This is a genomic window from Pseudomonas sp. JQ36, from assembly GCF_053851495.1.
The window spans coordinates 260558-285325 of record NZ_CM132642.1 but is presented as its reverse complement, the minus strand read 5'-3'; the positions used below and the strand labels follow the sequence as shown (position 1 = coordinate 285325).

Genomic DNA, 24768 nt, shown 5'->3' with positions numbered 1-24768 from the left:
TCCGAGAGCCTTCCATGCCCGAATCCGCCCACGTCATCAGTGCCCCGATCGCCCGCAAGGCTGCCGGTGCCGACCCGTATGCCTGGTTGCAGGAACGCGACACCGACGCGGTGCTCGACTACCTCAAGGCTGAAAACGCCTATCAGGAAGCACAGACCGCCGATCAGGCCGGCCTGCGCGAAAGCCTGTTCGAAGAGATCAAGGGCCGGATCCTCGAAACCGACCTGTCCCTGCCCTCGCCATGGGGCCCGTATCTGTATTACACGCGCACCACGGCGGGTGACGAATACGCCCGCCATTACCGTTGCCCGCGTCCGGCCGACGACAGCCTGACCCTCGACGAAAGCCGCGAGCAACTGCTGCTCGACCCGAACGTGCTGGCCAATGGCGGCTTCTTCTCGCTCGGCGCGTTCAGCATCAGCCCGGATCACCAGCGTCTGGCCTACAGCGTCGACGCCTCGGGCGACGAGATCTACACGCTGTTCGTCAAGGAACTGGCCAATGATAAGGTCAGCGAACTGGAATTCCAGGACTGCGACGGCAGCATGACCTGGGCCAACGACAGCCTGACCCTGTTCTTCGGCGTGCTCGACGACACCCATCGCCCGCACAAACTGTTGCGCTATCGCCTCGACGGCACCGCCGCCGAAGAGGTGTTCCACGAGCCGGACGGGCGTTTCTTCCTGCATTGCTATCGCTCCAGTTCCGAGCAGCAATTGCTGCTGACTCTGGGCAGCAAGACCACTAGCGAAGTCTGGGCGCTGGACGCGCATCAGCCGCACCTGCCCTTCACTTGCCTGGCGCCACGGGTCGAGGATCACGAATACGATGTCGACCACGGTGCGCTGGATGGCGTGTGGACCTGGTTCATCCGCACCAATCGCGATGGCATCAACTTCGCCCTGTATCAGGCGCCGGACACCGGTGTGGTGCCGAGCGAGGCCGACTGGCAGAACCTGATCCCGCACAGCGACACGGTAATGCTCGACGGCGTGACGCTGAACACCGCGGCCATGACCCTGAGCCTGCGTGAAGGCGGTCTGCCGATCATCGAAGTTCACCCGCAAGGCCAGACGCCGTATCGCGTGCAATTGCCGGACGCGGCTTACAGCCTCTATGTGCAGAACAGCCTGGAGTTCGAGAGCGACCGCATCCGTCTGCGTTACGAGGCGCTGAATCGTCCGGCGCAGGTGCGCCAGTTGCTGCTGGAGACCGGGGAGCAAACCGTCCTGAAGGAAACTCCGGTGCTCGGCCCGTTCGACGCCGACGCCTACGTCAGCCAACGCCTGTGGGCCACCGCGCCGGACGGCACACAGGTGCCGATCAGTCTGGTGATGAAACGCGAGATGGTCGGCAAACCGGTGCCGCTATATCTGTATGGTTATGGCGCTTACGGCTCCAGCCTCGACCCGTGGTTCTCCCATGCCCGCCTGAGCCTGCTGGATCGCGGCATGGCTTTCGCCATCGCCCACGTGCGGGGCGGCGGCGAGTTGGGCGAAGCCTGGTATCGCGCCGGCAAACAGGAACACAAACACAACACCTTCAGCGACTTCATTGCCTGCGCCGAATTCCTGATCCTCAACGGCATCACCACCGCCGAGAAACTGGCGATCAGCGGCGGCAGTGCTGGCGGCCTGTTGATTGGCGCGGTGCTGAACCAGCGTCCGGATCTGTTCGGCGTGGCGATTGCCGAAGTGCCGTTCGTCGACGTGCTCAACACCATGCTCGACCCGGATTTGCCGCTGACCGTCACCGAGTACGACGAGTGGGGCAACCCGGAAGAGCCGGAGGTCTACGAGCGGATCAAGGCGTACGCGCCGTACGAAAACGTCACTGCGCAGAATTATCCGGCAACCCTGGTGATCGCCGGCTATAACGACAGCCGCGTGCAGTACTGGGAAGCGGCCAAGTGGGTGGCGAAACTGCGTGCGACCAAGACCGACGACAATCTGCTGCTGCTCAAGACCGAACTCGGCGCCGGGCATGGCGGCATGAGTGGGCGTTATCAGGGATTACGTGACGTAGCGCTCGAATATGCATTTGTGTTCAAGGTTTTGGGCCTGGCCTGAGGAACTCCATCGGTCACTCGGGTCTTAACTCCAGACCTAAGGGGCCGATACACCACAGTTCCCTGTAGGAGTGAGCCTGCTCGCGATAGCGGTGTATCAGTCACCGGTGATGTGAATGACAGACCGCTATCGCGAGCAGGCTCACTCCTACAAGGGTCCGTGTAGTGCCTGAAAACCGTGAAAACAATAAAGACCGCAATGACATGTCAGAACCCACCCTGCTGAACAACGAAATTCGCGACTGGCTGATGGACTGTGGCCTGTTCGATCAATTGCAACTGGCGGACTTCGCCGCGGCCTCGGGCTACTTCAGCATCAGCACCGTGGCTGAGGGCGAAGCGATTTTCCGTGAGGGCGATGCCGGCAGTTTCATGTGCATCCTCCACACCGGCCAGGTCGCGGTGCAGAAGACTGGCCCCGACGGCCAGGTCATCACCATGGCCATCCTGCGCAGCGGTCGGGCGTTCGGGGAAATGGCCGTGCTCGATGGCGAACGCCGTTCGGCGACCTGCATCGCGGCGAGCAACTGCCAACTGCTCAACCTGGGCAAGGACTCGCTGGAAAAGATGCTCAACGACGCGCCAAAGATCGCCGCCAAGATCATCCGCGCCCTCGCCGTGTCCCTCTCCAAACGCCTGCGCATGGCCGACGGCCAACTGGCGGCGCAACAGGTTTAACCGCCCGGTGATTTGGCCTTGGTGCCGCTCGGTTCGATGCCCGGCACCGGTTGATCCTTGCTCGGCGGGCTGGGCATTTCGATCGGCACCAGCGGCGGGCTGCCACTGCCGGCACCGGCCTTCGGTGCGCTGATCGGGGTGATTTGCGGATACGGGGTCGGCGTGGCGGTTCCCGGCGAGCCGGGTTGCGGCGTCGGGCTGACCGGAATGGTCTGCTGCGCCTGCACTGCAGTAATCGAGAGCGCGGCCAGGGCAATGACCGTTAGAATGGTGCGCTTCATCAAGGGCTCCGTTTGGCCTCTAGTCTGCGCTCAGGCTACTCCCAACGGGCCGGCTTGCCTTCCCCTTTGTAGAGATTTCCATGAAACGTTTCGTTCTGCTCGACACCACGCCGATCCCTGACAACGGCGGTGCCCTGTGCCTGTTCGAGTATGGCGAGGATTTCGTCATCAAGATCCAGGGCGGCGACGGCGGGCAATTGATGAACACGCGCATGCACGGCTCGGAGGATGCGCTGGCCGAGATCCCTTGCCGCAAGGTCGCCGGACGACCGAATTCGCGAGTCTTGATTGGCGGTCTGGGCATGGGGTTCACCCTCGCCTCGGCGCTCAAACATCTGGGCAAGGGTGCCGAAGTGGTGGTCGCCGAACTGGTGCCCGGCGTGGTCGAGTGGAACCGCGGGCCGCTCGGTGAAAAGTCCGGGCGACCCTTGCTCGATCCACGCACGGTGATCCGTCAGGACGACGTGGCCAAGGTCCTGCAAAGCGAGCCAAATGGTTTCGATGCGATCATGCTCGACGTCGACAACGGCCCTGAAGGTTTGACGCAGAAGGCCAACAGCTGGCTGTACTCGGTCGCCGGTCTGAACGCCTGCGCCAAGGCCCTGCGGCCCAAGGGCGTGCTGGCAGTATGGTCGGCCAGCGCTGACCGGCAGTTTTCCGACAAATTGAAGAAGGCCGGGTTCAAGGCCGAAGAAGTCCAGGTCTTCGCCCACGGCAACAAGGGCACCCGCCACACGATCTGGATTGCCGAGAAGCTCAAGGGCTGAGCTAAACTCTGCACATAACCGTCATTAGTCTTTTTACAAAGGTGAACCCATGAGTTCGTCCACCCCGACCAACACGTCGAAGCTCGATCGCATCCTTGCCGACAACCAGCGCGACAAGGAAATGGGCTACCGTGACAAGGCCCTGAAAATGTACCCGCACGTCTGCGGCCGCTGCGCCCGTGAGTTCTCCGGCAAGCGCCTGAGCGAACTGACCGTGCACCACCGCGATCACAACCACGACAACAACCCGCAGGACGGCTCGAACTGGGAACTGTTGTGCCTGTACTGCCACGACAACGAACACTCGCGCTACACCGACCAGCAATACTTCGGCGACGGCTCGCTGAGCACGCCGAAAATCGCCAAGGCGACGCATAATCCGTTTGCCGCCCTGGCCGGGCTGATGAAAAAAGAAGATTAAAGTTCTTCATTGGCCCGACTGGCCCCTTCGCGAGCAAGCTCGCTCCCACACTGGATCGGTGTCATACACAAAACCACTGTGGGAGCGAGCTTGCTCGCGAAGGCGGCCGTTCGGGCACCGATAATCCGAGGTCTGACCACAACCGCCCAATCCCCGTATAATCGCCCTCTTTTTCCCGAAGGCACCCCGCTCGTGGCAGACAAACGTTACAGCTGCATTGGTTTGTACAACCCCAAGTCACCGGAGAATGTCGGTTCGGTGATGCGCGCCGCAGGCTGTTACGGCGTGGCGTCGGTGTTCTACACCGGCAAGCGTTATGAACGCGCCGCCGATTTCGTCACCGACACCAAGCGCGTGCACTACGACATCCCGCTGATCGGCATCGACGACTTGAAAAAGATCCTCCCGCTCAACTGCGTCCCGGTCGCCGTGGAACTGGTCGAGGGCGCCCGCCCGCTGCCGGAATACACCCATCCGGATCGCGCGCTGTACATCTTCGGCCCGGAAGACGGCTCGCTGGATAAGGAGATCCGCGACTGGTGCGAAGACGTCGTGTACATCCCGACCACCGGTTGCATGAACCTGGCGGCGACGGTCAACGTCGTACTCTACGACCGCATGGCCAAGGGCCTGAATACCCGCTCCGGGCCGAAATTCCGCTGAAACGTCGCACATCCGATGGAACGAGCCGGCCGCTGCGGCAGTCAGCTTATCTATCTATTGCACATTGCCTGGGAGACAGATCATGAGCGAACTCAAACGCGTCCAACGTATCGATTCCACCCCGTTCCAGAGCCCGACCGAACAGAACGTGCAGGGCTGGGAGCGCATCGGCTCGCTGGCCGGTGGCGTGATCATGGTCGGCAAGGGCCTGCGCCGTGGCGGCGTGTTCGGTCTGATTCAGGTGGCGATTGGCGGCGTGGCGATGGCCCGTGGCATCACCGGGCACAGCTCGGTGAAAAGCCTGCTGGAGAAAAGCCGTCAGGACATGAACAACGTGCGGGCGAAGATCGAGCGCGCCGGGGAAGAGCTGAGCCAGCTCAAGGCCAATGCCGAGGCGGCGACCAGCACCGCAACAGTGACCGGCAATGATTCGGTGAAGTCACCGAAAGCCGGGGTCTGAGCCTGAATTTTCGGTGAGGCTTCTGGCCTCTTCGCGAGCAAGCCCGCCCCCACATTGAAGGTTGGAATGCGGTCTAAGGTGGGAGCGGGCTTGCTCGCGAAGGCGGTATTACTGAAGTAACGCGCTATCGAGGACTTTGGAAGACTCGCCCAGAACACTCTCGGCCAGTTGCACAAACTCCTTGGTACTCACCGTCCCCAGATGCATCGCCCCGCGCAACACATCATCCAGCGAACGCTTGTTACGCGTCTTCAGACGAATCTCGCGATCCAGTTCCTGCAGCATCAGCACCGCTTTTGCAAGCTGCGCCTGGTTGATCTTCTCGCCGCGCAGGGTCGTGACTTTCTGACTGTCCTTGGTCAACTTCGCCTGCAACGCCTGATAGCGCTCATCGCTCATGCCTCCGGCACGCCGCACCAATTCGATCGAGTAATACTCGGCAAAGCCTTCGCTGATCCAGTCGCTGCGCTGCTCGTCGTTGATCCGCCCGAACACCTGCGCCAGCTCGCGCACCAGCGCACTGCTGCCGCTTTCGCTGACCAGCGGCAAACGCGTGTTCAGGTAAATTGACTCATGCGCGCCGAGGCTGCCGCGCCACATCGGGTCGTTGGCGCCGACGATCAGCAGTTTCTTCGGATGCCGGGGATAGACCGCTTGCACTTGCGGCCAGACGAACGTCAGCAAGGTCAGCACATCCATGCGACGCATGCCCTGCCCTTGCGGTGAGGCCACAGTGACTTCCGTTTCGCCCAGACGCGTGCGACGGCTGCCAAGGTGACCAGCCAGCATCCAGCCGGTCGGGCGATCGAACAGGCGTGAAGGGTTGTCGATGCGGAATTTATTCTTGCCGATGCGCGGCCAGGCGGTTTCAACGCTTTGCCAGCCATTGGGCAGTTCAAATTGCAGACGCGACACCAGCTCGACGCCATCTTGCTGATCGAGCTTGGCCGGCGGCACCAGATCATCACCGCGCAGCAGCGCCCAGCTCGGGGTCATGCGCGTGTCGAAACTGCCGCCCTTGCGGCCGTGGCTGATACTGACGCGATAAGTCAGGCTGGGCTTGTCGCCGATCGGGCGCCAGAGGCCCCGGGTCTGTTTGCCCGGGGTCAGTTGCCATTCGCCGTCGGCCTTGAAGTCGCTGTAGTGGCTGCCGTCGCCGAGGTCGAAGTCGAGACTGCGCACCGCCTCGCCTTTGGCCAGGGTCAGGCGCACTTCGGCCTGATCGCCTTGCGGCAACAGGCGGACGTGGTAATCCAGATCGACTTTCTTTGCTGCCCACACTGGTGCGCTTAGCGCCAGCAGGCCGATCAACGATGCCCGCAGCAATCCCCCAGCCATACACACTCCTTGTTGAATCCTGGAAACCCTTGGTGCTTAACCAGCCCGGAAAATCAGGTGATCTTCCCAGTCGTCCTCCGGCACGCTGCCTTCGGCGAGCATGCGCCCGGACTGGGAAATCCGTTCGTGGTGCACGGCGTCACGATCGCCGCACACCAGGTGGTGCCACAGCGGCAGATCCTTGCCTTCGCTGACCAGACGATAACCGCAGGTCGGCGGCAGCCATTTGAATTCTTCAGCCTGACCCGGAGTGAGCTGGATACAGTCCGGGACAAACTTGATGCGATTCGGGTAATCGCTGCACTGGCAGGTTTTCAGGTCCAGCAGTTTGCAGGCGATACGCGTGTAATAGACGCTGTTGTCTTCTTCATCTTCGAGTTTCTGCAGGCAGCACAGACCGCAGCCGTCGCACAGCGATTCCCATTCCTCGTGATCCAGTTGCTCGAGGGTTTTGCGTTTCCAGAACGGTTCGACTTTGGCGGCCATGGCTCAAGCATCAACATCAGGTGGTGAAAAGGCCGCCAGTCTAGTGCCCAAGGCCTTGCGGGCCAAGCGCTGGCGACTGTCGGTAAATCCCGCTTGTCAGCCGAATCGCCGCCCAGTAGGGTTTTGCCACGAATTCATGACTCAAACACAGCAAGGAATCTTTCGATGAGTGCCAACCCTCGCGTCGCCGATTACGCCATTCACCCGCAGTTCACCGACCGCTGGTCGCCCCGCGCCTTCACCGGCGAAACGATCCCGGAAGAAACCCTGCTGAGCTTTTTCGAAGCCGCACGCTGGGCGCCGTCGGCCTACAACTCGCAACCGTGGCGCTTTCTGTATGCGCGCCGGGATACACCGAACTGGGAGCGTTTCCTGGGTCTGCTCAATGAATTCAACCGCAGCTGGGCGCAGCACGCTTCGGCACTGGTGATCGTGATTTCGAAAACCACCTTCACCGCACCCGGTGCCAGCGAAGAGTCCCCGGCGCTGTGGCACACTTTCGACACCGGTTCGGCCTGGGGCCACTTGGCGCTGCAAGCGAGCATCAGCGGCTGGCACACCCACGGCATGGCCGGTTTCGATCAGGAGCTGACCCGCAAGGAGCTGAATATTCCTGAAGGTTATGCGCTGCATGCGGCGGTCGCTATCGGCAAGCTGGGTGACAAGGCGACCCTGGCCGAATACCTGCAGGCTCGTGAAATGCCGAGCCCGCGTCGCCCGCTGAGCGAGCTGGCTGCAGAAGGCAACTTCACCCTCTAAGCCACCATGCAAAAACCACTGTAGGAGTGAGCCTGCTCGCGATGGCGTAGTGTCAGACAACATTGTCGACTGACACACCCTCATCGCGAGCAGGCTCACTCCTACAGGTATCGCGGTGGATTTAATATCCGCGACTGAAATCCACTTCCCCGCGCAATGCTTCTCCCGCCTGATACGCCTTCAGGTTTTCGACGAACAACTGCACCATCAACGCCGGCGACGTCGGTGCCGAGCTGTGCCCGGTCAGCAACAAGCCCCACGCCGTCCAGAACGGATGGCGTTGCGGCAACGGCTCCTGACGGCAAACGTCGATCACCGCACCAGCCAGATGCCCTTCCTTCAAGGCTTCCACCAGATCCGCGTCGACCACCGCCACGCCGCGTCCGACGTTGATGAACAACCCGGTCGGCTTGAATTGCTTGAACAGCGCCGCGTCATAAATGTCGTGGGTTTGCGCGGTATTCGGCAGCAGGTTGACCACGTAATCGACCGCGCCCACCAGCCGTGGCAGATCCGCCATCGAGCCGACTTCGATGAACGGCGCCTGCTCGCGCGCGCTGCTGGCGATGCCGTACAGCTCGACACCGAACGGCAACAGAAACTGCGCCACGCTCTGGCCGATATCGCCGGTGCCGACGATCAACACCTTGCGCCCGACCAGACTCTGGCCGGTGCGGTTGTCCCACTTGCGCTCGACCTGGCTGACCAGCCGCGCCAGCACTTCCCGCTCGTGCCCGAGCATATAGGTCAGCACGTATTCGGCCATCACCTGACCGAAGATCCCCACCGCGCGGGTCAGGCGGTAATCGCGGCGCAAGCCGTCGGCGAGCAGCGGCGTGATGCCGGCCCAGGTCGATTGCAGCCATTGCGGCTGATGGCCCTGACGCAACAGCGTCGCCAGCAGATCCGGCTGCCCCAGCCACACCGGGCAATCGGCCGCCTGACGGGCCAGTTCGGCGGAGTCGCCACTGGTCAGTACTTCAAGTTCCGGGGCCGCCTGACGCAGCAGCCGGGCGTACACCGCGTGGTCGTGTTCAGCAATCAGAACGCGCATTTTCAAACCTTTCGCAAACCGTGCGGGCAACCGCCGAAGGAGTCGCGCTCCTTCGTGGCGGTCGTCGCCGTAAAAACAGTTCCAGGGTGGCAAGAGGCCCAGAACAGGGCCTCGCAGATCAGACCGGGTCGTTGCGTCGCAGCAATTCTTCGGGCAGGTGTTCGATGTACTCGTCCTCGGCCGGCGGCATCTGCAAGTGATAGCCCTGCTTGTCGAGGTTTTCCAGGACCACGGTGATGTCCTCGCTGGCCAGCTTGCGCTCAGGCGACAGCACCAGATCGAAGGAATGCTTCGGCTTGCCGAACGCCAGCATCAGGGGTTCCGGCACACGCTCCAGCGCATCGCTCTTGAGCACATACAGGTACATTCCGCTTCGCTTGGAGCTTTGGTAAATGGAGCAAATACGTTTCAAGGCTGTTCTCCGGCGGTGGCCAGGCTGTCGAGCAGCTTCTGGCCCATGAGTTCGCGGCGCCAGCCACGCAGCGACTCAGGCAATTGATATGGGCCCTCGGGGAAGCCGCTTTTGACCAGCGCTTCGAGGGTTTTCTTGCGCAGCATCAGTTCCGGGGCGATGCCCAGGCGTTCGGCCTCGACCTGGCCGAGGGCGCGCAGTTGCTTGATCAGCGCCGCCGCTTCGACCGGCAATGGCTCCGGCACCGCCGGCGGCCATTGATCAGGCCCCACACTGCCAGAGCGCTTGATCAGATCAAGCAGAAATTGGCCGTCCTGACGCACGGTACGCGGGTGCATGTCTTCGATCTTGCCCAGCGCGGCGAGGTTGTCCGGTTGCGTGCGGGCCAGCGGCCACAGCGAGTGCTCACGGACGATGCGGTTGCGCGGCAGATCACGGGCACGCGCTTCTTTTTCGCGCCAGGCGCACAGTTCACGCAGCACCGCCAGTTGCGCACGGGACAGTTTCCACGCCAGTTTGGCTTCGCGATAGACCTCGTACGGATCGGTCTCGCGGCGCAGGTTGGCGACCAGTTCGGCGCCGTCCTCCAGCACCCAGGCGAATTTGTCGTCGGACAGTTTCGGCCGCAGCTGTACGAAAACTTCCGCCAGATGCACCGCGTCTTCAGCGGCGTAGCTGATTTGTGTGTCGGAAAGTGGACGCTGCAACCAGTCGGAACGGGTTTCGCCCTTCGGCAACTCGATACCGAGTACTTCCTGCACCAGCCGCGAATAGCCCATCGAGAACCCGAGGTTCAGGTAGGCCGCCGCCAGTTGCGTGTCGAACAACGGCGCCGGCAGGCTGCCGGTCAGGCGCAGCAGCACTTCGAGGTCTTCGCTGCAGGCGTGCAGGACTTTGAGCACTGCCGGGTTTTCCAGCAACGCCGCCAGCGGTTGCCAGGCGTCGATGGTCAGCGGATCGATCAGATAGGCGCGTTTGCCGTCGCCGACCTGCAGCAAACCGGCAATCGGGTAGAAGGTGTCGACCCGCATGAATTCGGTGTCGAGGGCAACGAACGGCAGCTGCTGCCACTCGGCGCAAAACTGCGCGAGGCTTTCGTTGTCGCGAATCCAGTGAATATCGATAGCCACACGGCTCTCCCTTGAAGAATGGCGCGCAGTATATATCGCCGCCGGCGTTTTACGCGCCTGCGCTGGGCCAGAGCTGTAACGAAATGTCCTACCAGAGAGAAAGAATAGTCTTACAGCGTGGTCAGCACGAGGGATCCGAACCTCCCCGTGCAGGAGCTGCCGAAGGCTGCGATCTTTTGATCTTGTTTTTTAAAACCAACGTCAAAAGATCGCAGCCTTCGGCAGCTCCTACACAGGGGAGTGTTATTTAGTTTTTAAATAGTACTGGGGAAATCTGATTTGCCGATAAGTGCTGCGCGCCGCCTAATCGACAGCCTCCGCAATCCAGAGTCTGCCGATGGAAAACGTCCGTGCCACCACCCGCCCCGCTGTCTGGCTGATGCTGGGCATCATCCTCGTCGCGCTCAATCTGCGCCCGTCCATGGCAGCTGTCGGGCCATTGTTGTCGGCGATTCGTGGCGATATCCCGCTGAGTTTCAGCGCGGCCTCGCTGCTGACCATGCTGCCGGTGATGGTGATGGGGCTGGCGATGTTTTTCGGCATAGGCATCAGCCGACGCCTGGGCGAGCAGCGCACGGTGATCCTGTCGTTGCTGATTATCGGGCTGGCGACGCTGTCGCGGCTGTGGCTCGATTCGGCGCCGCAATTGATTGGCAGCGCGGTGCTGGCGGGGCTTGGCATCGCCTTGATTCAGGCGTTGATGCCGGCACTGATCAAGTCCCGTTTCCCTGACAATGTGGCGCTGTGCATGGGCCTGTATGTCACGTCAATCATGGGCGGCGCCGCGCTGGCCGCCTCATTCTCGCCGCTGGTAATGGGGCAGACCGGCAGCTGGCGCACCGGGCTGGCGATCTGGGCAGGACTGGCCGTGCTCGCGTTGCTGGTCTGGTGGACACAGTCGACCCCATCATCCATCCACAACACGCCTGTAGGAAAAGAGTCCTTCACGCGTAATTCCCGTGCCTGGTTGCTCGCCCTCTTCTTCGGCCTCGGCACGGCGTCCTACACCTGCGTGCTCGCCTGGCTGGCGCCGTACTACGTGGAACAGGGCTGGAGCGAACAGCACGCCGGTCTGCTGCTGGGCTTTCTGACCGCCATGGAGGTGATATCCGGGCTGGTGACGCCGGCCATCGCCAATCGCAGCCGTGATCGCCGTACCGTCCTCGCAGCGTTGCTGCTGTTGATCATCGGCGGCTTCTGCGGACTGATCCTCAGCCCGCAACACCTCAGCCTGCTGTGGCCGTGCCTGCTGGGGCTGGGCATTGGCGGCTTGTTTCCGATGAGTCTGATTGTCTCGCTCGATCACCTCGACAACCCGCAGCGCGCCGGCAGCCTGACCGCGTTCGTGCAAGGCATCGGCTACCTGATCGCCGGGCTTTCACCGCTGCTGGCCGGAATCATCCGCGACCGTCTCGGCAGCTTCGAATGGGCCTGGTGGTCGCTGACTGCGGTAATGGTGGTGATGTTGCTGATAGTGCTGCGCTTCGACCCTCGGCATTACGCCCGACACTTCCGTTGAAGCCGAATGCCGTTACCGGGCTAGAGGCCTGTTGCCATCTTTTGCCGGTTTATTTAACGGCGTCGTGTTCCTAAAACTTTCTGTCCCACAACTGACACTGAAACGTCCTACAGGGCTTTGTCCTGGCACCATCGTTCCGCTACGATCATGCGCACACGTTTGCGCGGATTCAGCGCAAGGAGCACAGCGGGACGGAACGGATGCTGAACAGTAACTTGCTTCGAAAGCTCGACATGCAGGATCTCATGGTGTTTATCGCCGTGTATGAGCAAAGCAGCGTCACGGATGTCTCGGAGACGCTGTGCGTCAGCCAGTCCACTGTCAGCTACTGCCTGAAAAAATTGCGCACCAGTTTCGAAGACGAGTTGTTCATCAACACCCGCACGGGCATGCGTCCCACCTACAAGGCCGGCACCATGTACGGCCATGTGCAGAAGATCCTCGAAAGCATCAACCTGTGCCACGCCGGCGCCCCGGCCTTCGATCCGACCCGGCAAGCGGTGACCTTCAATATCTGCGCCCCGGAGTACTTCGAGCAACTGGTGCTGCCGCGCCTGTTGAAGCGTTTCGACTTCGACGATTTGCCGGTGGTGGTCAACATGCACAAGTTCGAGACCGACGTGCCCGCCGACGAACTGCGCGACGGCAGCCTCGATCTGGTGATCTGCTTCGGCCCCAACTTCCACCGCAGCCACACCGACCTGAAATCGCGAATGCTGCTGGAGGACGATCTGGTCTGTGTCTTCGACAAACGCGCAACACCGCTGGAGCCGCGCCTGAGCCTGCAGGCCTTCACCGAACGGCGCCATGTGTTCCCGACACCGTGGACTTCCACCACCAACATGGTCGATGGCTGGCTGGCGCGTCAGGCGCAGAAACGGCAGATCGTCGCGCGCTCCAACAGCTACAGCGCGGCATTGAAGATGATCACCGGCACCGACTTCATCCTGACCCTGCCCCGGCGCATCCAGCGCCTGCTGACCAACGACGCGGTGTTCAATCACTGCGAGGCGCCGAACGGCCTGCCGGGGTTCACTCTCGACATGCAGTGGAGCCAGAGCGTCGATCAGGACAGCGCCAACGTCTGGCTGCGCGAGCAGGTGATCAAAGTGTGCAGTGAGCTGGAAGCGGCCTGAGTCCTACACGCCGATGGCGGTCTTGGTGTAGGAGTCGCGGTCGATATCGAGCAACTCCACGCAAAGCTGCACTTCGACCCCGGCCGGCCACTCGCACAAATCCTGCAACACCGCCAGCAAGCTATCCGAGAGCTGCTTCTTGATCTGCGGCGAACGACCGCTGAGCAGCGCCAGCTTCACATGGACGAAAGCGCGCTCACCCATACCGGTACCGACCTTGAAGGTCTCGACCTTCACCGCCCGGCTCTTGATATCGAACTCGGCGGCGAACTGACCGGAACCCACCAGGGCGTTGTTGAGGCGGATCAACGCCACATCAGCGTTCAACTGCGGCAAGTTGGCGGTGTATTCCATGTGCAGGTGTGGCATGGGGATGCTCCAGTCAGTCGGCAGAAAGGTCGTACATATACCACAGCACCGCCCTACTCCCGTGCGGGTTTTTGCCTGCTCGCGATGAGGGTGTGTCAGTCACATCAATGTTGTCTGATACTGCGCTTTCGCGAGCAGGCTCGCTCCCACAGGGGAGATTTGTGGTGGGATTCAGGGCGCGGTCAGCGGCCGTTCACTCATGAACGCTTCAAGCCGCGAACGCAGCCAGCGCTCGGCCGGATCGCTGTCGACGTGGCTGAGCCAGACCATCGACAGATCCAGCATCGGCGTCTTGAACGGGAACGGTTCCTTGAACAGCAGCCCGGAGGCAGCCATCGCTTCGGCGGTGTAGTCCGGCAGGCTGGCGATCAGGTCGGTACCGGCCAGCAATGCCGGCAGCGCACTGTATTGCGGCACCGACAACACCACATGCCGGGTACGGCCGATTTCCGCCAGCCACTCGTCGGCATAGCCGCTGATGTTGGCCGTGTGCGACACCAGTACGTGCGGGCGTGAACAGTATTCGTCGAGGGTCAGCGGCGAGTCCGAGGCATCGGCGCGCAGGATGCTTGGCTGGATATGCCGCAACAGTTTGCGCTTGGCATTGGCTGGCAAACCTCGGGTCTGGCTGATGCCGACGGTGATGTCGCCGGCGGCCAGCAGATCGGGGATGCGCCAGTAGTCGACGTGCTGCACCACGAACACCACGCTCGGTGCCTCCTGACGCAGCGCCCGCAGCAACGGTGGCAGCAGGCCGAATTCGACGTCATCGGACAGGCCGATACGGAACGTCATGTTGCTCACGGCCGGATCGAAATCGTGAGTCAGACTCAGGGCCACCGACAGCGAGTCGAGCGCTGGCGACAGGTACTTGAACAGTTCTTCGGCCCGGGCAGTCGGCTCCATGCGATGGCCGACGCGGATGAACAGCGGATCATTAAACATCGCGCGCAAGCGATTGAGTGCCGAGCTGATGGTCGGCTGGCCAAGAAACAGTTTCTCCGCCGCCCGGGTCACGTTGCGTTCGAGCATCAAGGTCTCGAACACCACCATCAGGTTGATGTCGGCCTTGCGTAATTCATTTCGATTCATCCATTGCCCCCCGCTCGCCAGACTGCCGGCAGTGTATGAAGTCCTTGGGACTGACGTCTATCAGACGATTGGCGGTTTGTTGGACAATTTCACTGTACCGTCAGGGTTTTCAAGCCCAGCCCCATGACTCGCGCATCGTCATTGAAGCCCAGTGTTTTTGGGCTGACTGCATCGGGCAGATGCAATCGGACATTCAGATATTCCTCGGCCACCTGCGCTGCGCTGAGCGGTATTTCCAGCCGATTGCCCTGCACCTCAGTCAGACGCGTCGACAATGCCTCGACCCCATTGATGCTGACGATCACCCGCTGACTGAGGTTCGGCGGCATGGCAAAGGCCAGCGCCTCGATCACCAGCGCATGCGACCCGGGAGCGACGCGCAGTCGCAGTTCCGCATCCTGCCCATCACTCCAGGTGCCCCAGGCTTCCGGGGTGGACCAGCCTTTGACCAATTGTCGAGTGCTGCGGTTGAACGTCTGCACCAGTCCCGGCTGGCTCAAGGGTATCGACGACAGCGCCCGCCCCTGGTCGACCATCGCCAGGCATTGATTGCAACGTTTCCAGCCTGGGGCCAACACAACAAAGTCGTCGACGCGGGTCAACAGATCGGTGTCGCTGTGAATGCTCTTGACCGCCAGCTCCAGCGCATCGTCATCGAGGAGGTACAGCGAATCGCTGTCGTACTGGCCGCTGGCGAGCTGGCTTTGCGTCGTGCGCAGCAGCATGTCCAGCGCCTTGGGGCTCGTACGGCCCAGGTAAGCCGCATCGGTTTTCAGCCCGTGGGTGGCGGCGAAATCGGCAATCGCCTGCCACTGATCAGGCTGATTTTTCGGCATCATGGCGCGGATGCTCTTGTAGTGCGCCGCCGCACTGGCCCAGAACGGATCATGCATCGGGCTGGTCCAGGCCGAGGATTCGGGCAGCATTTTCGCCGCTCTCAAACCGGCCCAGGCGATTCGGCTATCGGCGACTTGCACCACCAACGCCAGCGCCAGCAGCCCCATGGCGATGCGCGGCCGATAACCGCGCACCACCAGGTAGGTGAGCAATATCACGATGGCGTAGAACACCGGCCAGAACATGCGTCCTGAAGCGCGAAAAACACTCGCCACACGCAGCGCGAACTTGGGAAGCGGATAGCCGAAAGTATGCAAGCCGATACCGATCTGATTCGACAGGGCAAACAACGTCAATCCGACGAACGCCAACAACAGGAACGGGCGACTGCACAACAAAGCCTTCAACGAGATACCACTTCTGTACCAGCCGATTGCCGCCACTGGCACTAGCAGCAGGACACCCAGTCCGAGGTAGTTGAAGCCTTCGTAATCACCGCCGCCCTTGGGGATGCCCGGCAAGACAAATGACCAACCGTCTGGATCCACCAGCGACAACAGGTTCATTCGATAAAAGCCGAAACCGCCGCCCGCCGCCCCATCGGTAATACTGAAATACCCCGCCTGCCAGCAGCACACGCTCACCAGCGCGAACAAACTGACCAGCTCGATCAGCACCTGACGTCGACTCAACTTGCCGGCCCACAACTTGCCCAACAGATCCGCCACCCAGATCAGCGCTACCATCCCCAGCAGATAGGCATGGACCAGTGCTGTCGCGGCGAGCAAACCGCCCCACGCCAAGCGTCGTCGCGGCAGCGCCGGATGCAAGGCCAGATACAGCGCCGCAAGAATCAGGAAATGCCCGACCAGCGAAAGATGACCACCGGTACGCAGAAACATCGGCGGCGAAAACACCAGCAGCCCGGCACCGAGCAGGCGCAACACGGGGTTGTCGGTGATCAGTCCGAGCAGCTTCCAGGCAAACCAGGCCTGCAGAATAAAACACGCCAGCAGCCATAAACCGAAATACTGGAACGTCTCCGGCAACCAGCCATTAAACGGTTTGAACAGCAGCGCCAGCAGCGGATTGGAATCGGAAAAAATGATCGAGCTGCCCAGTTCCATCCCATAGGACGGGTTCAGCCCGAGGGGAAAAGTCCAGGGCGAATGACGAAAGAATACCCAGCCCAGATAGTGCGTTGCCGGGTCGCCGTCCTTGAGCCAGGCAATGTTTTGCGGATCGAGGGCACGCGGGCCGATCACCAGAAAAAACGCCAGCGCTCCCAGCAGGATCGGCAACAGCGCCAAGGACGGGTGCTTGTTCAAGCCCTTCATCGATACGTCCAGAAGTTATGCAGCACAAAGGTGAATGCCGGGATGATCAGTGCCACCGCGCCGATGCCCAGCAAATAGTGCAGTCCAGCGAGTTGCGCCGTCCACGCAACGAACATCGCCAGCAAGAATCCACCGCAGGAAACCAGCATGAAGCGCAGCAAGGTTTTGCCATGCAAACGGGCCGAAAAACTCCAGGTGGTGTTGATCACATAGGACACCACCGTCGCCACAGCAAATGCCACCCCGTTGGCCAACGGCGGTTGCGGCGCGACGAAGTTGATGAACAGCACCGCCACCAGCGCATGCAGTGCGGTGACGAACAGACCGGTCACGGCAAAGCGCAAACCACGCTGGACCAACACCGATCGGTCGGCTGAGGTCACGGCTTACGCGCCAGCACGAAAACGCTCAGACCGGCCAGGCGATTCATGCCCATCAGCGGCAGTTCAAGGCTGCAGAGGGTCTTGAGCACGCCGTTGACCAACGGTTGATGGCGTTTGAGTTGAGACTGCGGTACTGCGGCCTGCGGGCCTTTGGGCAGCAAACGCAATGCCGCGGCGATCGGAAACACCGCACCGAAATAGTAGGCACCACGCTGCACAGTCAAACCGGCATCACGGGCCAGGGTTTCAAACTGCGGCAGGGTGTAGCGGCGCTTGTGTTCGAGGAAGTCGTCATGCCCGCTCCACAGGAACTGGAATGCCGGCACAGTCATCAGGAAGCGGCTGCCGGACGGCACTTTATCGACGTAAGCCTTGAGCAGCCCAAGGTCGTCGTCGACATGCTCCAGCACGTCCATGAGCAGCACCAGATCCGCATCGATGGCGTCGATATCGCGGCGGTAATGCACCGGTTTGCCAACCGTGGTCGCATCGGAATCGGCGGGGTAGCTGATATCGACGCACCACGCCTCCTGCGCCGAGGTTTGCGTCAGCAGGTGGTGCGAGAAAAACCCAGACCCGGCGCCCACGTCGAGAATCCGCGTGATCGGTGCATCACCGAGCAGACGACGCGTCGCCGCCGCTTTGGAGCAGTAATACCAATGCTCACCGATGCTGTCGCCGAGGATGTCGGTTTCCTTGAGATCCATGTTTCAGTCCTTGGGGTCGTAGACGCGACGCACCAGAAAAATCGGCCGGCGTTTGGATTCGATGTAAGTGCGGCCCAGGTACTCGCCGAGCACGCCGATGCCAATCAACTGCAGGCCACCGAGGAACGTCACGGCTACCATCAACGAGGCATAACCGGGCATGTCGACGCCGTGGATCAGCGTGCGCAACACGATAAAAATGGCAAAGGCAAAAGATACCAGCGACACCGCCGCGCCGATGTACGTCCAGATCCGCAGCGGTTCGGTACTGAAACTGGTGATGCCTTCCAGAGCAAAATTCCATAGCCGCCAGCCGTTGAACTTGCTCTGCCCCGCCACGCGCTCGGGCCGCTCGTAATCAACGTGGGTAGTGCGAAAACCGACCCAGGCGAACAGGCCTTTCATAAAGCGCCGGGACTCGGGCAAGGTCAGCAAGGCATCGACCACACAACGGTCCATCAGGCGAAAATCACCGACGTTTTCCGGCAACGGTTGTTCGGCGATCTTATTGTGCAAACGATAGAACCAATGCGCCGAAGTCTGCTTGGCCCACGTATCGCTGCGGCGGCTGACGCGATGACCGAGCACGACTTCATAGCCCTCGCGCCATCGCTCGATCATTTGCAGAATGATTTCGGGCGGGTCCTGCAGATCGACGTCAATGGGGACGACGATCTGCCCGGTGGCGATCTGCAATCCCGCAGACAACGCCGCCTCTTTACCGAAGTTGCGACTCAGATCGACGATGCGCAGCCGCGAGTCGCGCAACTGGCGCTCCAACAGCCGCTCAAGCGTGGCATCGGAACTGCCGTCATTGACGAACACCAGCTCCAGAGCAATTGAGGCCTGGTGCTGGAAGACTTCATCGAGGCGCAGAATGAACGCGTCGAGACTGTCCTCCTCGTTAAAAACCGGGACAACCAGCGATAACGTGACCCGTGTGGCCTGTGCTGTTCCATGCTCAGTCAAGGGAATGCTCTTTTTATAGTGTTTGTCGGTCGTCGAAGCATTTTCGACGCCATGAGCCGTCCCGTATTAAGCAGTAGCGTCGATAGCCTTGCAAGGTGGAAGTGGCGACATTCTGGCCAATCCAGACGCCGATGCGGGCGCTCTGGCCCGCGCTCTTCAGAAACATCTGCCAACGATTGGAAACAAATACCCGATAGCGAAAAAAACTCGCTCCGCTAGGCTTGCGACGATGCGCCACACAGGTTGTCGCAAACACCATCGCAAGGAGCGAACTGAATGTATTTCGAGATCTACAGGCAATCCCGAGGCACCCCGAGCACCGGCAAAGGCCAATGGCGCTGGAGGCTGCGGGCGGGGAACCACGAGACGATTGCCAGTGGCGAGTCGTATGTGAACAAGGCTGATTGTTTACATGTGATCGAGTTGATCAAGGGTGTGCAGGGGGAGACACCGGTGAAGGAGATCTGATCGCGCCGGTCGGCATGGCGCCACGTCCTACAGCCTCTTCCTTTTTTGCCCGAAGCACTGGCGAAGCAGTTGTGCGCCCCTACGCTCTTTAGCGTATGGGGCGATCCAGCCCTGTTAAGCCATATGACATTCAACTCAAAAAAGGAGCCGCACCATGGCTAGAGACAAAGCGAAAGACGACAAGCACTTCAACTGCACTCAAACACACGAAGCCGACTACGTCGCCAGCCTCTATCCGCACGCCAAGGACGAAGTGAAAACTTTCCTGGCTTCGGCTTGCAAGGACAACACCCTGCGCAACTCGACGCACAAGCAAGTGTATGACCTGATCAAGCAGAAGCTCGGGCACTCGCAGCCGTGAGTGACTGATGCGGGTGCTCGGTAAAGCCCGCAGAAACAAAAAAGCCCCGTAGCTTTTCAGCTACGGGGCTATTTGCTCTGTTCGGGAACGACGTACATAAGACCCTGTAGTTCCAAACCAGAATCAAGCTAGGCATGGGCCTCTCGGTCAAGAACATCCGCAACCCACTGATTAATGCTTTTTTGAGCCAATTGCGCTTTTACGGCAACAGTCGCATGAAGAGCAGGCGCCAAACGCAGACTGAGATTGCCCGAATAAGGCCTTTGCGGGGCACGACCCAGTTTTTCGCAAGTCTCCAGATAGTCAGTAACAGCCTCTTCGAACGCTGACCGAAGCTCTTTTACAGATTCGCCATGAAAACCTACAACGTCCTTGATCCCAGCGATATGACCAACAAAAAGACCATCTTCATCACTGTATTCAATTCGGGCGGCATACCCGTTGTAATTCATCACGTTCATGGAGTGACTCCTGCTTGTTCAAGAAAAGCCCGAGCATCACGAACCTGATAGGGCTTTGCTTCTTTATCCGGGTGAGGTCGGTGGAACGTAGCGACCACACCTCTTAATTCAAACCGAACTCGCGAACCATTGCCTTCCACGGTTCTGGCCCCGACCGCATTGAAAAGAGACTCGATGCGCGCCCATTCCAACGTGGAGGGTGTGGGTCGTGAAAATATAGCCGCGAGCGTACCGAGCTGTCTGTTGATCATAGTATTACACCATGATACCGCGCAGGAAAAATTGGCAATCGCGATTCATATCGCTGATCCATGAAGCGCGCCCCTTGAACAAGCGGACAACGCCGCCCTCCAGGCTTGAAAAGCGGCGTCTTTTTATCCGAATTCCAGTCGATATTGGGCACGCAGGTCAGGATAAGGAGTGATTTGAAATAGAGCTGTAGGTAGACTCCGAGAGTTACGTACGAACCGGCATCAATCGAGTCACATCCGATTATCGAGTTTTCAACCTCGGGTTCCGGCGACAGGATTTGCTGATTACTCTAGCGAGCAGAAACAAAAAAGCCCCGTAGCTTTTCAGCTACGGGGCTTTTTCTATGTATGGCGGAGAGATAGGGATTCGAACCCTAGGTACCGGTGAAGGTACAACGGATTTCGAATCCGTCCCATTCGGCCACTCTGGCATCTCTCCAACGGCGCGCATCATAACAACACTTTTACCGAAAGCAAACCCTCTTTCGCAAAATTTCTCGTGCTATCAGATGCTTGCGTCGATTAAAGCGGTACACCCAGACGATTGGCGACTTCTTCGTAGGCTTCGATGACGTCACCGAGGCCCTGACGGAAGCGGTCCTTGTCCATTTTCTTCTTGGTGTCCTTGTCCCACAGACGGCAGCCGTCCGGGCTGAACTCGTCGCCCAAAACGATCGAGCCGTCGCTGAACACGCCGAATTCAAGCTTGAAGTCGACCAGCAGCAGGCCTGCGTCGTCGAACAGTTTGCTCAGGACTTCGTTGACCTTGAGCGACAGTTCTTTCATGCGCGCCAGTTGCTCGGCGGTGCCCCAGCCGAATGCCACGACGTGGGATTCGTTAATGAACGGGTCGCCCTTGGCGTCGTCCTTCAGGAACAGTTCGAAGGTGTACGGGTTGAGCTTCATGCCCTCTTCGACGCCCAGACGTTTTACCAGGCTGCCAGCGGCGTAGTTACGCACGACGCACTCGACCGGGATCATGTCCAGCTTCTTCACCAGGCACTCGTTGTCGCCCAGCAGTTTGTCGAATTGGGTCGGAATGCCGGCCGCTTCGAGTTTCTGCATGATGAAGGCGTTGAACTTGTTGTTCACCATGCCTTTGCGGTCGAGCTGCTCGATGCGCTTGCCGTCGAACGCCGAGGTGTCGTTGCGAAACAGCAGGATCAAGCGGTCAGCGTCGTCGGTCTTGTAAACCGATTTGGCTTTGCCGCGGTAGAGTTCTTCACGTTTTTCCATGATGGGCTCCGCTTGCTAAGTAGATGGGCTAGGCGATATGGCGCCAGTCGAGCCCTGAATCTTGATCGGCCAGTTGCAGCCAGTCCGGGTCGCACCCGAGGGTGTCGACGAAACATTGCCGGGCCAGCTGCGGCAGGTTGTTCTTGCTGCTCAGGTGGGCGAGAACCAGATGCTGCAAGCCCTGCCACCCCAACTCGGCCACCAGGAATGCCGCCTGATGGTTGTTCAAATGTCCCAGCTCGCCGCCCACCCGTTGCTTGAGAAAGTACGGGTAATGACCACGGGCCAGCATGTCGCGGCAGTGGTTGGACTCGATCATCAACGCATCGAGATCCCGATAGCCGTCCAGCACCCGCTCGCAGTAGGAACCCAGGTCGGTCAGCAGGCCAAAGCGCCGCTGCTCGCTGTCACTGAATACGTACTGGGTCGGCTCTTGCGCATCATGGGCCACGGCAATGACCCCGATGTTCAGTGCGCCGATCTGCAGCTGCTCGCCGCCGGCGAGAAAGCCTGCGGGTTCGATCGGTTTGCGCATCCCGCGCAGTGTGCCGCGACTGAGGTAGACCGGTAGATTGTAGCGCCGAGACAGCAAACCCACGCCATGCACGTGGTCGGCATGTTCGTGGGTTACGAGTATCGCGCTCAGTTGCGCCGGGTGAACACCCAGGCGCAACAGGCGTTTTTCGGTTTCCCGCAGGGAAAAACCACAATCCACCAGCACATACGTATCAGCGCTGGCGATCAGCGTGCCGTTCCCTTGGCTACCGCTGCCGAGAACGGCAAAGCGCATGTGATCAGCCCAGGTTGTCCTGAATCACGCTCAACACTTTGCGCGCCACATCGGCCGGCGCTACGGTGTTGATGTTCTTCTCGACGGTCACCTGAACGTTCTCACCGACCTTGCTCAGGCGAACCTGATAACGCTCGGCACGGGCTTCAACTTCTTCCTTGGTCGGCGCACTGCCGAACAGGCTGCTGAAGAAACCAGGCTTGTCGTCTTTCTTCTCGGCTTTTTCGGCCAGGTTGATGTAGTACAGGCCCAGGCTGCGGTTGATGTCTTCAACGCGCCACTGACCTTGCTCCAGCGCACGACCGACGCTCGACCAGGCACGATCCAGGTCCGGACCAACGTTCAATACCGGGTTGCCGCTGCCGTCTTCGCTGAGGCTGACACGGCTCGGGGTATCGAAATCGCGCGAAGCCAGCATCGACACCGAACCACCCTTCTCGGAGATCCGGCTCATGCTCGCCAGCATGTCGTCGACCAGCGCTGCGTCCAGGCCAGTGTTGACCGAACGGTTGGTGAACTCGACGTCGGCGGTGCTGCCGGCAGGACGCTCGGCGCTGACCACGTAGATTTCACTGGTGTTGCGCTGCACGCCCGGCTCGATACGCACCCGCACGCGGGTTTCGCTGTCGGCACCGACACCGGCGGCGCTCAGGCGCTTGGCCACAGCGGCGGACAGCTCGTCGGAATGCTGCCAGGTGGTGGTGAACTCACCGGTTTGCGGGCGCTGTTCATCCAGTCGGAAACCGTTGTCCTGGAAGAACTGCACCGCCACTGGCCAGACTTCGGCCGGTGGGTGCTGGGCCACGACCCAACGCGAGTCACCGCTCTTCTGCAGCGAGTAGTCGGTCGCATCGGCAACCGCCGTCAGCGGTTGCGGACGTGGTACCACGTATTCGCCCTTCGCCGTGTCATCAGCCACGTTGCGCGGGATCGGCAACAGCGGATCCAGACGCTTGGAGGTGCTGACATTCGGTGGCAGTTGCATCGGTGCAGTCTGTTGCGCTTCCAGGTAATCGCTACCACGGTCACGGAAATAACCTTCCGGGCCCCAGACCCATCCGCAGCCACTGGTGCTGGAGATAATCAAGGCAAGTGCGGAAAGTCCGGCCATTCGCTTCATGCGTTGTACTTCCTCAATTAAACCAGGACGCTGCACTGGCGCAGGGCCGTGCGAAGCGTTTCATGACAAGGAGCGCTCAGCCAGGTCAGCGGCAGGCGGATGCCTTCGTGCATCAGGCCCATTTCGACCAAAGCCCACTTCACCGGAATCGGGTTGGCTTCGATGAACAGGTCCTTGTGCAGCGGCATCAATTTTTCGTTGATCGCCCGTGCGGTCTCGGCGTCGCCTTTCAGCGCGGCCTCGCACAGGTCAGCCATTTCGCGCGGGGCGACGTTGGCCGTTACGGAGATGTTGCCTTTGCCGCCCAGCAGGATCAGCTCGACCGCGGTCGGATCATCGCCGGACAGCACGATGAAGTCCTTGCTCACGCCGTCGATGATGGCTTTGGCGCGTTTCAGGTCGCCGGTGGCTTCCTTGATGCCGATGATGTTCGGCACGCTGGACAGGCGAATTACGGTCTCGGCCTGCATGTCGCAGGAGGTGCGGCCGGGAACGTTATAGAGAATCTGTGGAATGTCGACGGCTTCGGCAATGTGCTTGAAATGCTGGTACAGGCCTTCCTGGGTCGGCTTGTTGTAGTACGGAACTACCAGCAGGCAGGCGTCGGCGCCGGCTTCCTTGGCGTTGCGGGTCAGCTCGACGGCTTCGCGGGTCGAGTTGGCGCCGGTACCGGCGATCACCGGAATGCGCCCGGCTACCTGTTTGACCACGGCTTTGATGACGGCGATGTGTTCTTCTACATCAAGGGTCGCCGACTCGCCGGTGGTACCGACCGCGACAATGGCATGGGTGCCGTTCTTGAGATGGAAGTCCACGAGTTTGCTGAGGCTGTCCCAGTCAAGACGCCCTTGTGCATCCATGGGAGTGACCAGTGCCACCATACTGCCCGCAATCATGAAACCGCTCCTGCCGGAAAAAGAGAGCGGTAATGGTACTGGCGCCAAGATGCTTGCACAAGCGAAGTACTGCGCCGCCATTCCCCTTGGCGTCGGTTTTCGCTACCCTTCAGACTTTGATCGGTACAGATCAGCTTGTACGCCGGGTTCCAGCCTCCCCTTTCGGCCTCCCAGGCCCCGTTCCAGTGTCGCTGCTGCACGCTCCGCCTTTATTGGAGCGAATTGCGAGCCACGGCCCGGGGCTTTCTGAACGGGCACGCGCAGACGCATCCCGACGGCCAATGCCCATCGACCTACCGACCGCTCATCGCTTTAGGAA

At 60.5% G+C, this 24768-nt stretch carries 29 protein-coding genes and 1 tRNA gene; 11 read left to right on the top strand and 19 right to left on the bottom strand.

Features of this window, described 5'->3' with window-relative positions; all coding sequences use genetic code 11:
• The first annotated feature begins 14 nt into the window (after nt 1–14).
• Together ACS4NR_RS01480 and ACS4NR_RS01475 are read left to right on the top strand one after the other, a co-directional pair.
• Nucleotides 15–2069, top strand: a complete 2055-nt coding sequence (locus ACS4NR_RS01480; RefSeq protein WP_456018920.1) for a S9 family peptidase — start codon at nt 15–17, stop codon at nt 2067–2069.
• Between the two features lie 203 nt (nt 2070–2272).
• Nucleotides 2273–2746 (top strand): Crp/Fnr family transcriptional regulator, encoded by a 474-nt coding sequence (locus ACS4NR_RS01475; protein ID WP_095138623.1) that lies wholly within the window; start codon nt 2273–2275, stop codon nt 2744–2746.
• Here the strand turns inward: ACS4NR_RS01475 and ACS4NR_RS01470 are convergent.
• Complete coding sequence (locus ACS4NR_RS01470; RefSeq protein ID WP_095138557.1) at nt 2743–3027, bottom strand: hypothetical protein; 285 nt, start codon at nt 3025–3027, stop codon at nt 2743–2745. The two genes, ACS4NR_RS01475 and ACS4NR_RS01470, sit on opposite strands and share 4 nt — an antisense overlap.
• 80 nt (nt 3028–3107) lie before the next feature.
• On the opposite strand from ACS4NR_RS01470, the gene ACS4NR_RS01465 reads away from it, so the two are divergent.
• From ACS4NR_RS01465 to ACS4NR_RS01450, 4 genes are all read left to right on the top strand, one after another.
• Nucleotides 3108–3794, top strand: a complete 687-nt coding sequence (locus ACS4NR_RS01465) for a spermidine synthase (RefSeq protein WP_456018919.1) — start codon at nt 3108–3110, stop codon at nt 3792–3794.
• Nucleotides 3795–3843: 49 nt separating this feature from the next.
• The gene (locus tag ACS4NR_RS01460; protein WP_003222612.1) at nt 3844–4215 is read left to right on the top strand and encodes a YajD family HNH nuclease; all 372 of its coding nucleotides are present in this window, start codon (nt 3844–3846) and stop codon (nt 4213–4215) included.
• Nucleotides 4216–4407: 192 nt separating this feature from the next.
• Nucleotides 4408–4878, top strand: coding sequence for an RNA methyltransferase (locus ACS4NR_RS01455; RefSeq protein WP_007911337.1), 471 nt, complete (start codon nt 4408–4410; stop codon nt 4876–4878).
• 82 nt (nt 4879–4960) lie between these two features.
• Nucleotides 4961–5338: a YgaP family membrane protein gene (locus ACS4NR_RS01450; protein ID WP_095138556.1), complete on the top strand. Its 378-nt coding sequence runs from the start codon at nt 4961–4963 to the stop codon at nt 5336–5338.
• A gap of 108 nt (nt 5339–5446) precedes the next feature.
• Here ACS4NR_RS01450 and ACS4NR_RS01445 read toward each other — a convergent pair whose 3' ends face one another.
• Nucleotides 5447–6676 carry a hypothetical protein gene (locus tag ACS4NR_RS01445; protein WP_456018918.1) on the bottom strand — a complete coding sequence of 410 codons (1230 nt, stop codon included), beginning with the start codon at nt 6674–6676 and terminating at the stop codon, nt 5447–5449.
• 36 nt (nt 6677–6712) lie between these two features.
• Nucleotides 6713–7162 (bottom strand): YcgN family cysteine cluster protein, encoded by a 450-nt coding sequence (locus ACS4NR_RS01440; protein ID WP_027614519.1) that lies wholly within the window; start codon nt 7160–7162, stop codon nt 6713–6715.
• A 165-nt stretch (nt 7163–7327) separates the two neighbouring features.
• Between ACS4NR_RS01440 and ACS4NR_RS01435 the strand changes: the two genes are divergently transcribed.
• On the top strand, nt 7328–7921 hold the full coding sequence (locus tag ACS4NR_RS01435) for a nitroreductase family protein (RefSeq protein ID WP_443533222.1): 594 nt from the start codon (nt 7328–7330) through the stop codon (nt 7919–7921).
• Nucleotides 7922–8042: 121 nt separating this feature from the next.
• Here the strand turns inward: ACS4NR_RS01435 and ACS4NR_RS01430 are convergent, their stop codons facing one another.
• From ACS4NR_RS01430 to rnd, 3 genes are all read right to left on the bottom strand, one after another.
• A complete protein-coding gene (locus ACS4NR_RS01430; protein ID WP_095138553.1) occupies nt 8043–8975 on the bottom strand; it encodes a D-2-hydroxyacid dehydrogenase in 933 nt (310 codons plus the stop codon).
• Nucleotides 8976–9093: 118 nt separating this feature from the next.
• Complete coding sequence (locus ACS4NR_RS01425) at nt 9094–9387, bottom strand: YcgL domain-containing protein (protein WP_095138552.1); 294 nt, start codon at nt 9385–9387, stop codon at nt 9094–9096.
• Entirely contained in the window at nt 9384–10517 is a 1134-nt protein-coding gene (rnd, locus tag ACS4NR_RS01420; RefSeq protein ID WP_027614515.1) for a ribonuclease D, read from the bottom strand. Before rnd ends, ACS4NR_RS01425 begins: the two co-directional genes overlap by 4 nt.
• A 337-nt stretch (nt 10518–10854) precedes the next feature.
• On the opposite strand from rnd, the gene ACS4NR_RS01415 reads away from it, so the two are divergent.
• Nucleotides 10855–12036, top strand: a complete 1182-nt coding sequence (locus tag ACS4NR_RS01415) for a cyanate transporter (RefSeq protein WP_456018917.1) — start codon at nt 10855–10857, stop codon at nt 12034–12036.
• A gap of 200 nt (nt 12037–12236) precedes the next feature.
• Nucleotides 12237–13172, top strand: coding sequence for a LysR family transcriptional regulator (locus tag ACS4NR_RS01410; RefSeq protein ID WP_253150405.1), 936 nt, complete (start codon nt 12237–12239; stop codon nt 13170–13172).
• 3 nt (nt 13173–13175) lie between these two features.
• On the opposite strand, the gene ACS4NR_RS01405 is transcribed toward ACS4NR_RS01410, so the two are convergent.
• From ACS4NR_RS01405 to ACS4NR_RS01380, 6 genes are all read right to left on the bottom strand, one after another.
• Nucleotides 13176–13541 (bottom strand): 5-carboxymethyl-2-hydroxymuconate Delta-isomerase, encoded by a 366-nt coding sequence (locus ACS4NR_RS01405; protein ID WP_095138550.1) that lies wholly within the window; start codon nt 13539–13541, stop codon nt 13176–13178.
• Between the two features lie 171 nt (nt 13542–13712).
• Complete coding sequence (locus ACS4NR_RS01400; RefSeq protein ID WP_027614510.1) at nt 13713–14633, bottom strand: LysR substrate-binding domain-containing protein; 921 nt, start codon at nt 14631–14633, stop codon at nt 13713–13715.
• An 89-nt stretch (nt 14634–14722) separates the two neighbouring features.
• A complete protein-coding gene (locus ACS4NR_RS01395; protein WP_456018916.1) occupies nt 14723–16807 on the bottom strand; it encodes a DUF6311 domain-containing protein in 2085 nt (694 codons plus the stop codon).
• Nucleotides 16804–17190 carry a GtrA family protein gene (locus ACS4NR_RS01390; RefSeq protein WP_456018915.1) on the bottom strand — a complete coding sequence of 129 codons (387 nt, stop codon included), beginning with the start codon at nt 17188–17190 and terminating at the stop codon, nt 16804–16806. The genes ACS4NR_RS01395 and ACS4NR_RS01390 overlap by 4 nt, the downstream gene beginning before the upstream one ends.
• Nucleotides 17187–17897 (bottom strand): class I SAM-dependent methyltransferase, encoded by a 711-nt coding sequence (locus tag ACS4NR_RS01385; RefSeq protein ID WP_456018914.1) that lies wholly within the window; start codon nt 17895–17897, stop codon nt 17187–17189. Before ACS4NR_RS01385 ends, ACS4NR_RS01390 begins: the two co-directional genes overlap by 4 nt.
• A 3-nt stretch (nt 17898–17900) precedes the next feature.
• Nucleotides 17901–18866, bottom strand: coding sequence for a glycosyltransferase family 2 protein (locus ACS4NR_RS01380; RefSeq protein ID WP_443533213.1), 966 nt, complete (start codon nt 18864–18866; stop codon nt 17901–17903).
• A gap of 276 nt (nt 18867–19142) precedes the next feature.
• Here ACS4NR_RS01380 and ACS4NR_RS01375 point away from each other — a divergent pair, with 276 nt between their 5' ends.
• Both ACS4NR_RS01375 and ACS4NR_RS01370 read left to right on the top strand, forming a co-directional pair.
• Nucleotides 19143–19334, top strand: coding sequence for a YegP family protein (locus ACS4NR_RS01375; protein WP_007963291.1), 192 nt, complete (start codon nt 19143–19145; stop codon nt 19332–19334).
• Between the two features lie 154 nt (nt 19335–19488).
• Nucleotides 19489–19695 (top strand): hypothetical protein, encoded by a 207-nt coding sequence (locus ACS4NR_RS01370; protein WP_095138545.1) that lies wholly within the window; start codon nt 19489–19491, stop codon nt 19693–19695.
• Nucleotides 19696–19823: 128 nt separating this feature from the next.
• Here ACS4NR_RS01370 and ACS4NR_RS01365 read toward each other — a convergent pair whose 3' ends face one another.
• The 7 genes from ACS4NR_RS01365 to dapA all read right to left on the bottom strand — a co-directional run bounded on the left by ACS4NR_RS01365 (nt 19824) and on the right by dapA (nt 24449).
• Complete coding sequence (locus tag ACS4NR_RS01365; RefSeq protein WP_095138544.1) at nt 19824–20156, bottom strand: type II toxin-antitoxin system HicB family antitoxin; 333 nt, start codon at nt 20154–20156, stop codon at nt 19824–19826.
• Nucleotides 20153–20407 (bottom strand): type II toxin-antitoxin system HicA family toxin, encoded by a 255-nt coding sequence (locus tag ACS4NR_RS01360; protein WP_456018913.1) that lies wholly within the window; start codon nt 20405–20407, stop codon nt 20153–20155. Before ACS4NR_RS01360 ends, ACS4NR_RS01365 begins: the two co-directional genes overlap by 4 nt.
• Before the next feature lie 349 nt (nt 20408–20756).
• Nucleotides 20757–20846: transfer RNA gene (locus tag ACS4NR_RS01355), tRNA-Ser, on the bottom strand.
• A gap of 83 nt (nt 20847–20929) precedes the next feature.
• Nucleotides 20930–21643 (bottom strand): phosphoribosylaminoimidazolesuccinocarboxamide synthase, encoded by a 714-nt coding sequence (purC, locus tag ACS4NR_RS01350; RefSeq protein ID WP_007963288.1) that lies wholly within the window; start codon nt 21641–21643, stop codon nt 20930–20932.
• Between the two features lie 28 nt (nt 21644–21671).
• Nucleotides 21672–22433 carry an MBL fold metallo-hydrolase gene (locus ACS4NR_RS01345; RefSeq protein ID WP_095138542.1) on the bottom strand — a complete coding sequence of 254 codons (762 nt, stop codon included), beginning with the start codon at nt 22431–22433 and terminating at the stop codon, nt 21672–21674.
• 4 nt (nt 22434–22437) lie between these two features.
• Nucleotides 22438–23553 (bottom strand): outer membrane protein assembly factor BamC, encoded by a 1116-nt coding sequence (gene bamC, locus ACS4NR_RS01340; protein ID WP_095138541.1) that lies wholly within the window; start codon nt 23551–23553, stop codon nt 22438–22440.
• A gap of 17 nt (nt 23554–23570) precedes the next feature.
• Complete coding sequence (gene dapA / locus ACS4NR_RS01335; protein WP_027614465.1) at nt 23571–24449, bottom strand: 4-hydroxy-tetrahydrodipicolinate synthase; 879 nt, start codon at nt 24447–24449, stop codon at nt 23571–23573.
• Nucleotides 24450–24768: the final 319 nt, after the last annotated feature.

Coding starts and splice junctions, on each gene's coding strand:
- ACS4NR_RS01465 (WP_456018919.1), top strand. CDS start 3,108: ATGAAACGTTTCGTTCTGCTCGACACCACGCCGATCCCTGACAACGGC.
- ACS4NR_RS01445 (WP_456018918.1), bottom strand. CDS start 6,676: ATGGCTGGGGGATTGCTGCGGGCATCGTTGATCGGCCTGCTGGCGCTA.
- ACS4NR_RS01430 (WP_095138553.1), bottom strand. CDS start 8,975: ATGCGCGTTCTGATTGCTGAACACGACCACGCGGTGTACGCCCGGCTG.
- bamC (WP_095138541.1), bottom strand. CDS start 23,553: ATGAAGCGAATGGCCGGACTTTCCGCACTTGCCTTGATTATCTCCAGC.
- ACS4NR_RS01375 (WP_007963291.1), top strand. CDS start 19,143: ATGTATTTCGAGATCTACAGGCAATCCCGAGGCACCCCGAGCACCGGC.
- ACS4NR_RS01370 (WP_095138545.1), top strand. CDS start 19,489: ATGGCTAGAGACAAAGCGAAAGACGACAAGCACTTCAACTGCACTCAA.
- ACS4NR_RS01450 (WP_095138556.1), top strand. CDS start 4,961: ATGAGCGAACTCAAACGCGTCCAACGTATCGATTCCACCCCGTTCCAG.
- ACS4NR_RS01475 (WP_095138623.1), top strand. CDS start 2,273: ATGTCAGAACCCACCCTGCTGAACAACGAAATTCGCGACTGGCTGATG.
- ACS4NR_RS01405 (WP_095138550.1), bottom strand. CDS start 13,541: ATGCCACACCTGCACATGGAATACACCGCCAACTTGCCGCAGTTGAAC.
- ACS4NR_RS01395 (WP_456018916.1), bottom strand. CDS start 16,807: ATGAAGGGCTTGAACAAGCACCCGTCCTTGGCGCTGTTGCCGATCCTG.
- ACS4NR_RS01360 (WP_456018913.1), bottom strand. CDS start 20,407: ATGATCAACAGACAGCTCGGTACGCTCGCGGCTATATTTTCACGACCC.
- ACS4NR_RS01435 (WP_443533222.1), top strand. CDS start 7,328: ATGAGTGCCAACCCTCGCGTCGCCGATTACGCCATTCACCCGCAGTTC.
- ACS4NR_RS01460 (WP_003222612.1), top strand. CDS start 3,844: ATGAGTTCGTCCACCCCGACCAACACGTCGAAGCTCGATCGCATCCTT.
- ACS4NR_RS01440 (WP_027614519.1), bottom strand. CDS start 7,162: ATGGCCGCCAAAGTCGAACCGTTCTGGAAACGCAAAACCCTCGAGCAA.
- ACS4NR_RS01345 (WP_095138542.1), bottom strand. CDS start 22,433: ATGCGCTTTGCCGTTCTCGGCAGCGGTAGCCAAGGGAACGGCACGCTG.
- ACS4NR_RS01480 (WP_456018920.1), top strand. CDS start 15: ATGCCCGAATCCGCCCACGTCATCAGTGCCCCGATCGCCCGCAAGGCT.
- ACS4NR_RS01410 (WP_253150405.1), top strand. CDS start 12,237: ATGCTGAACAGTAACTTGCTTCGAAAGCTCGACATGCAGGATCTCATG.
- ACS4NR_RS01400 (WP_027614510.1), bottom strand. CDS start 14,633: ATGAATCGAAATGAATTACGCAAGGCCGACATCAACCTGATGGTGGTG.
- dapA (WP_027614465.1), bottom strand. CDS start 24,449: ATGATTGCGGGCAGTATGGTGGCACTGGTCACTCCCATGGATGCACAA.
- ACS4NR_RS01385 (WP_456018914.1), bottom strand. CDS start 17,897: ATGGATCTCAAGGAAACCGACATCCTCGGCGACAGCATCGGTGAGCAT.
- ACS4NR_RS01365 (WP_095138544.1), bottom strand. CDS start 20,156: ATGAACGTGATGAATTACAACGGGTATGCCGCCCGAATTGAATACAGT.
- ACS4NR_RS01415 (WP_456018917.1), top strand. CDS start 10,855: ATGGAAAACGTCCGTGCCACCACCCGCCCCGCTGTCTGGCTGATGCTG.
- ACS4NR_RS01470 (WP_095138557.1), bottom strand. CDS start 3,027: ATGAAGCGCACCATTCTAACGGTCATTGCCCTGGCCGCGCTCTCGATT.
- purC (WP_007963288.1), bottom strand. CDS start 21,643: ATGGAAAAACGTGAAGAACTCTACCGCGGCAAAGCCAAATCGGTTTAC.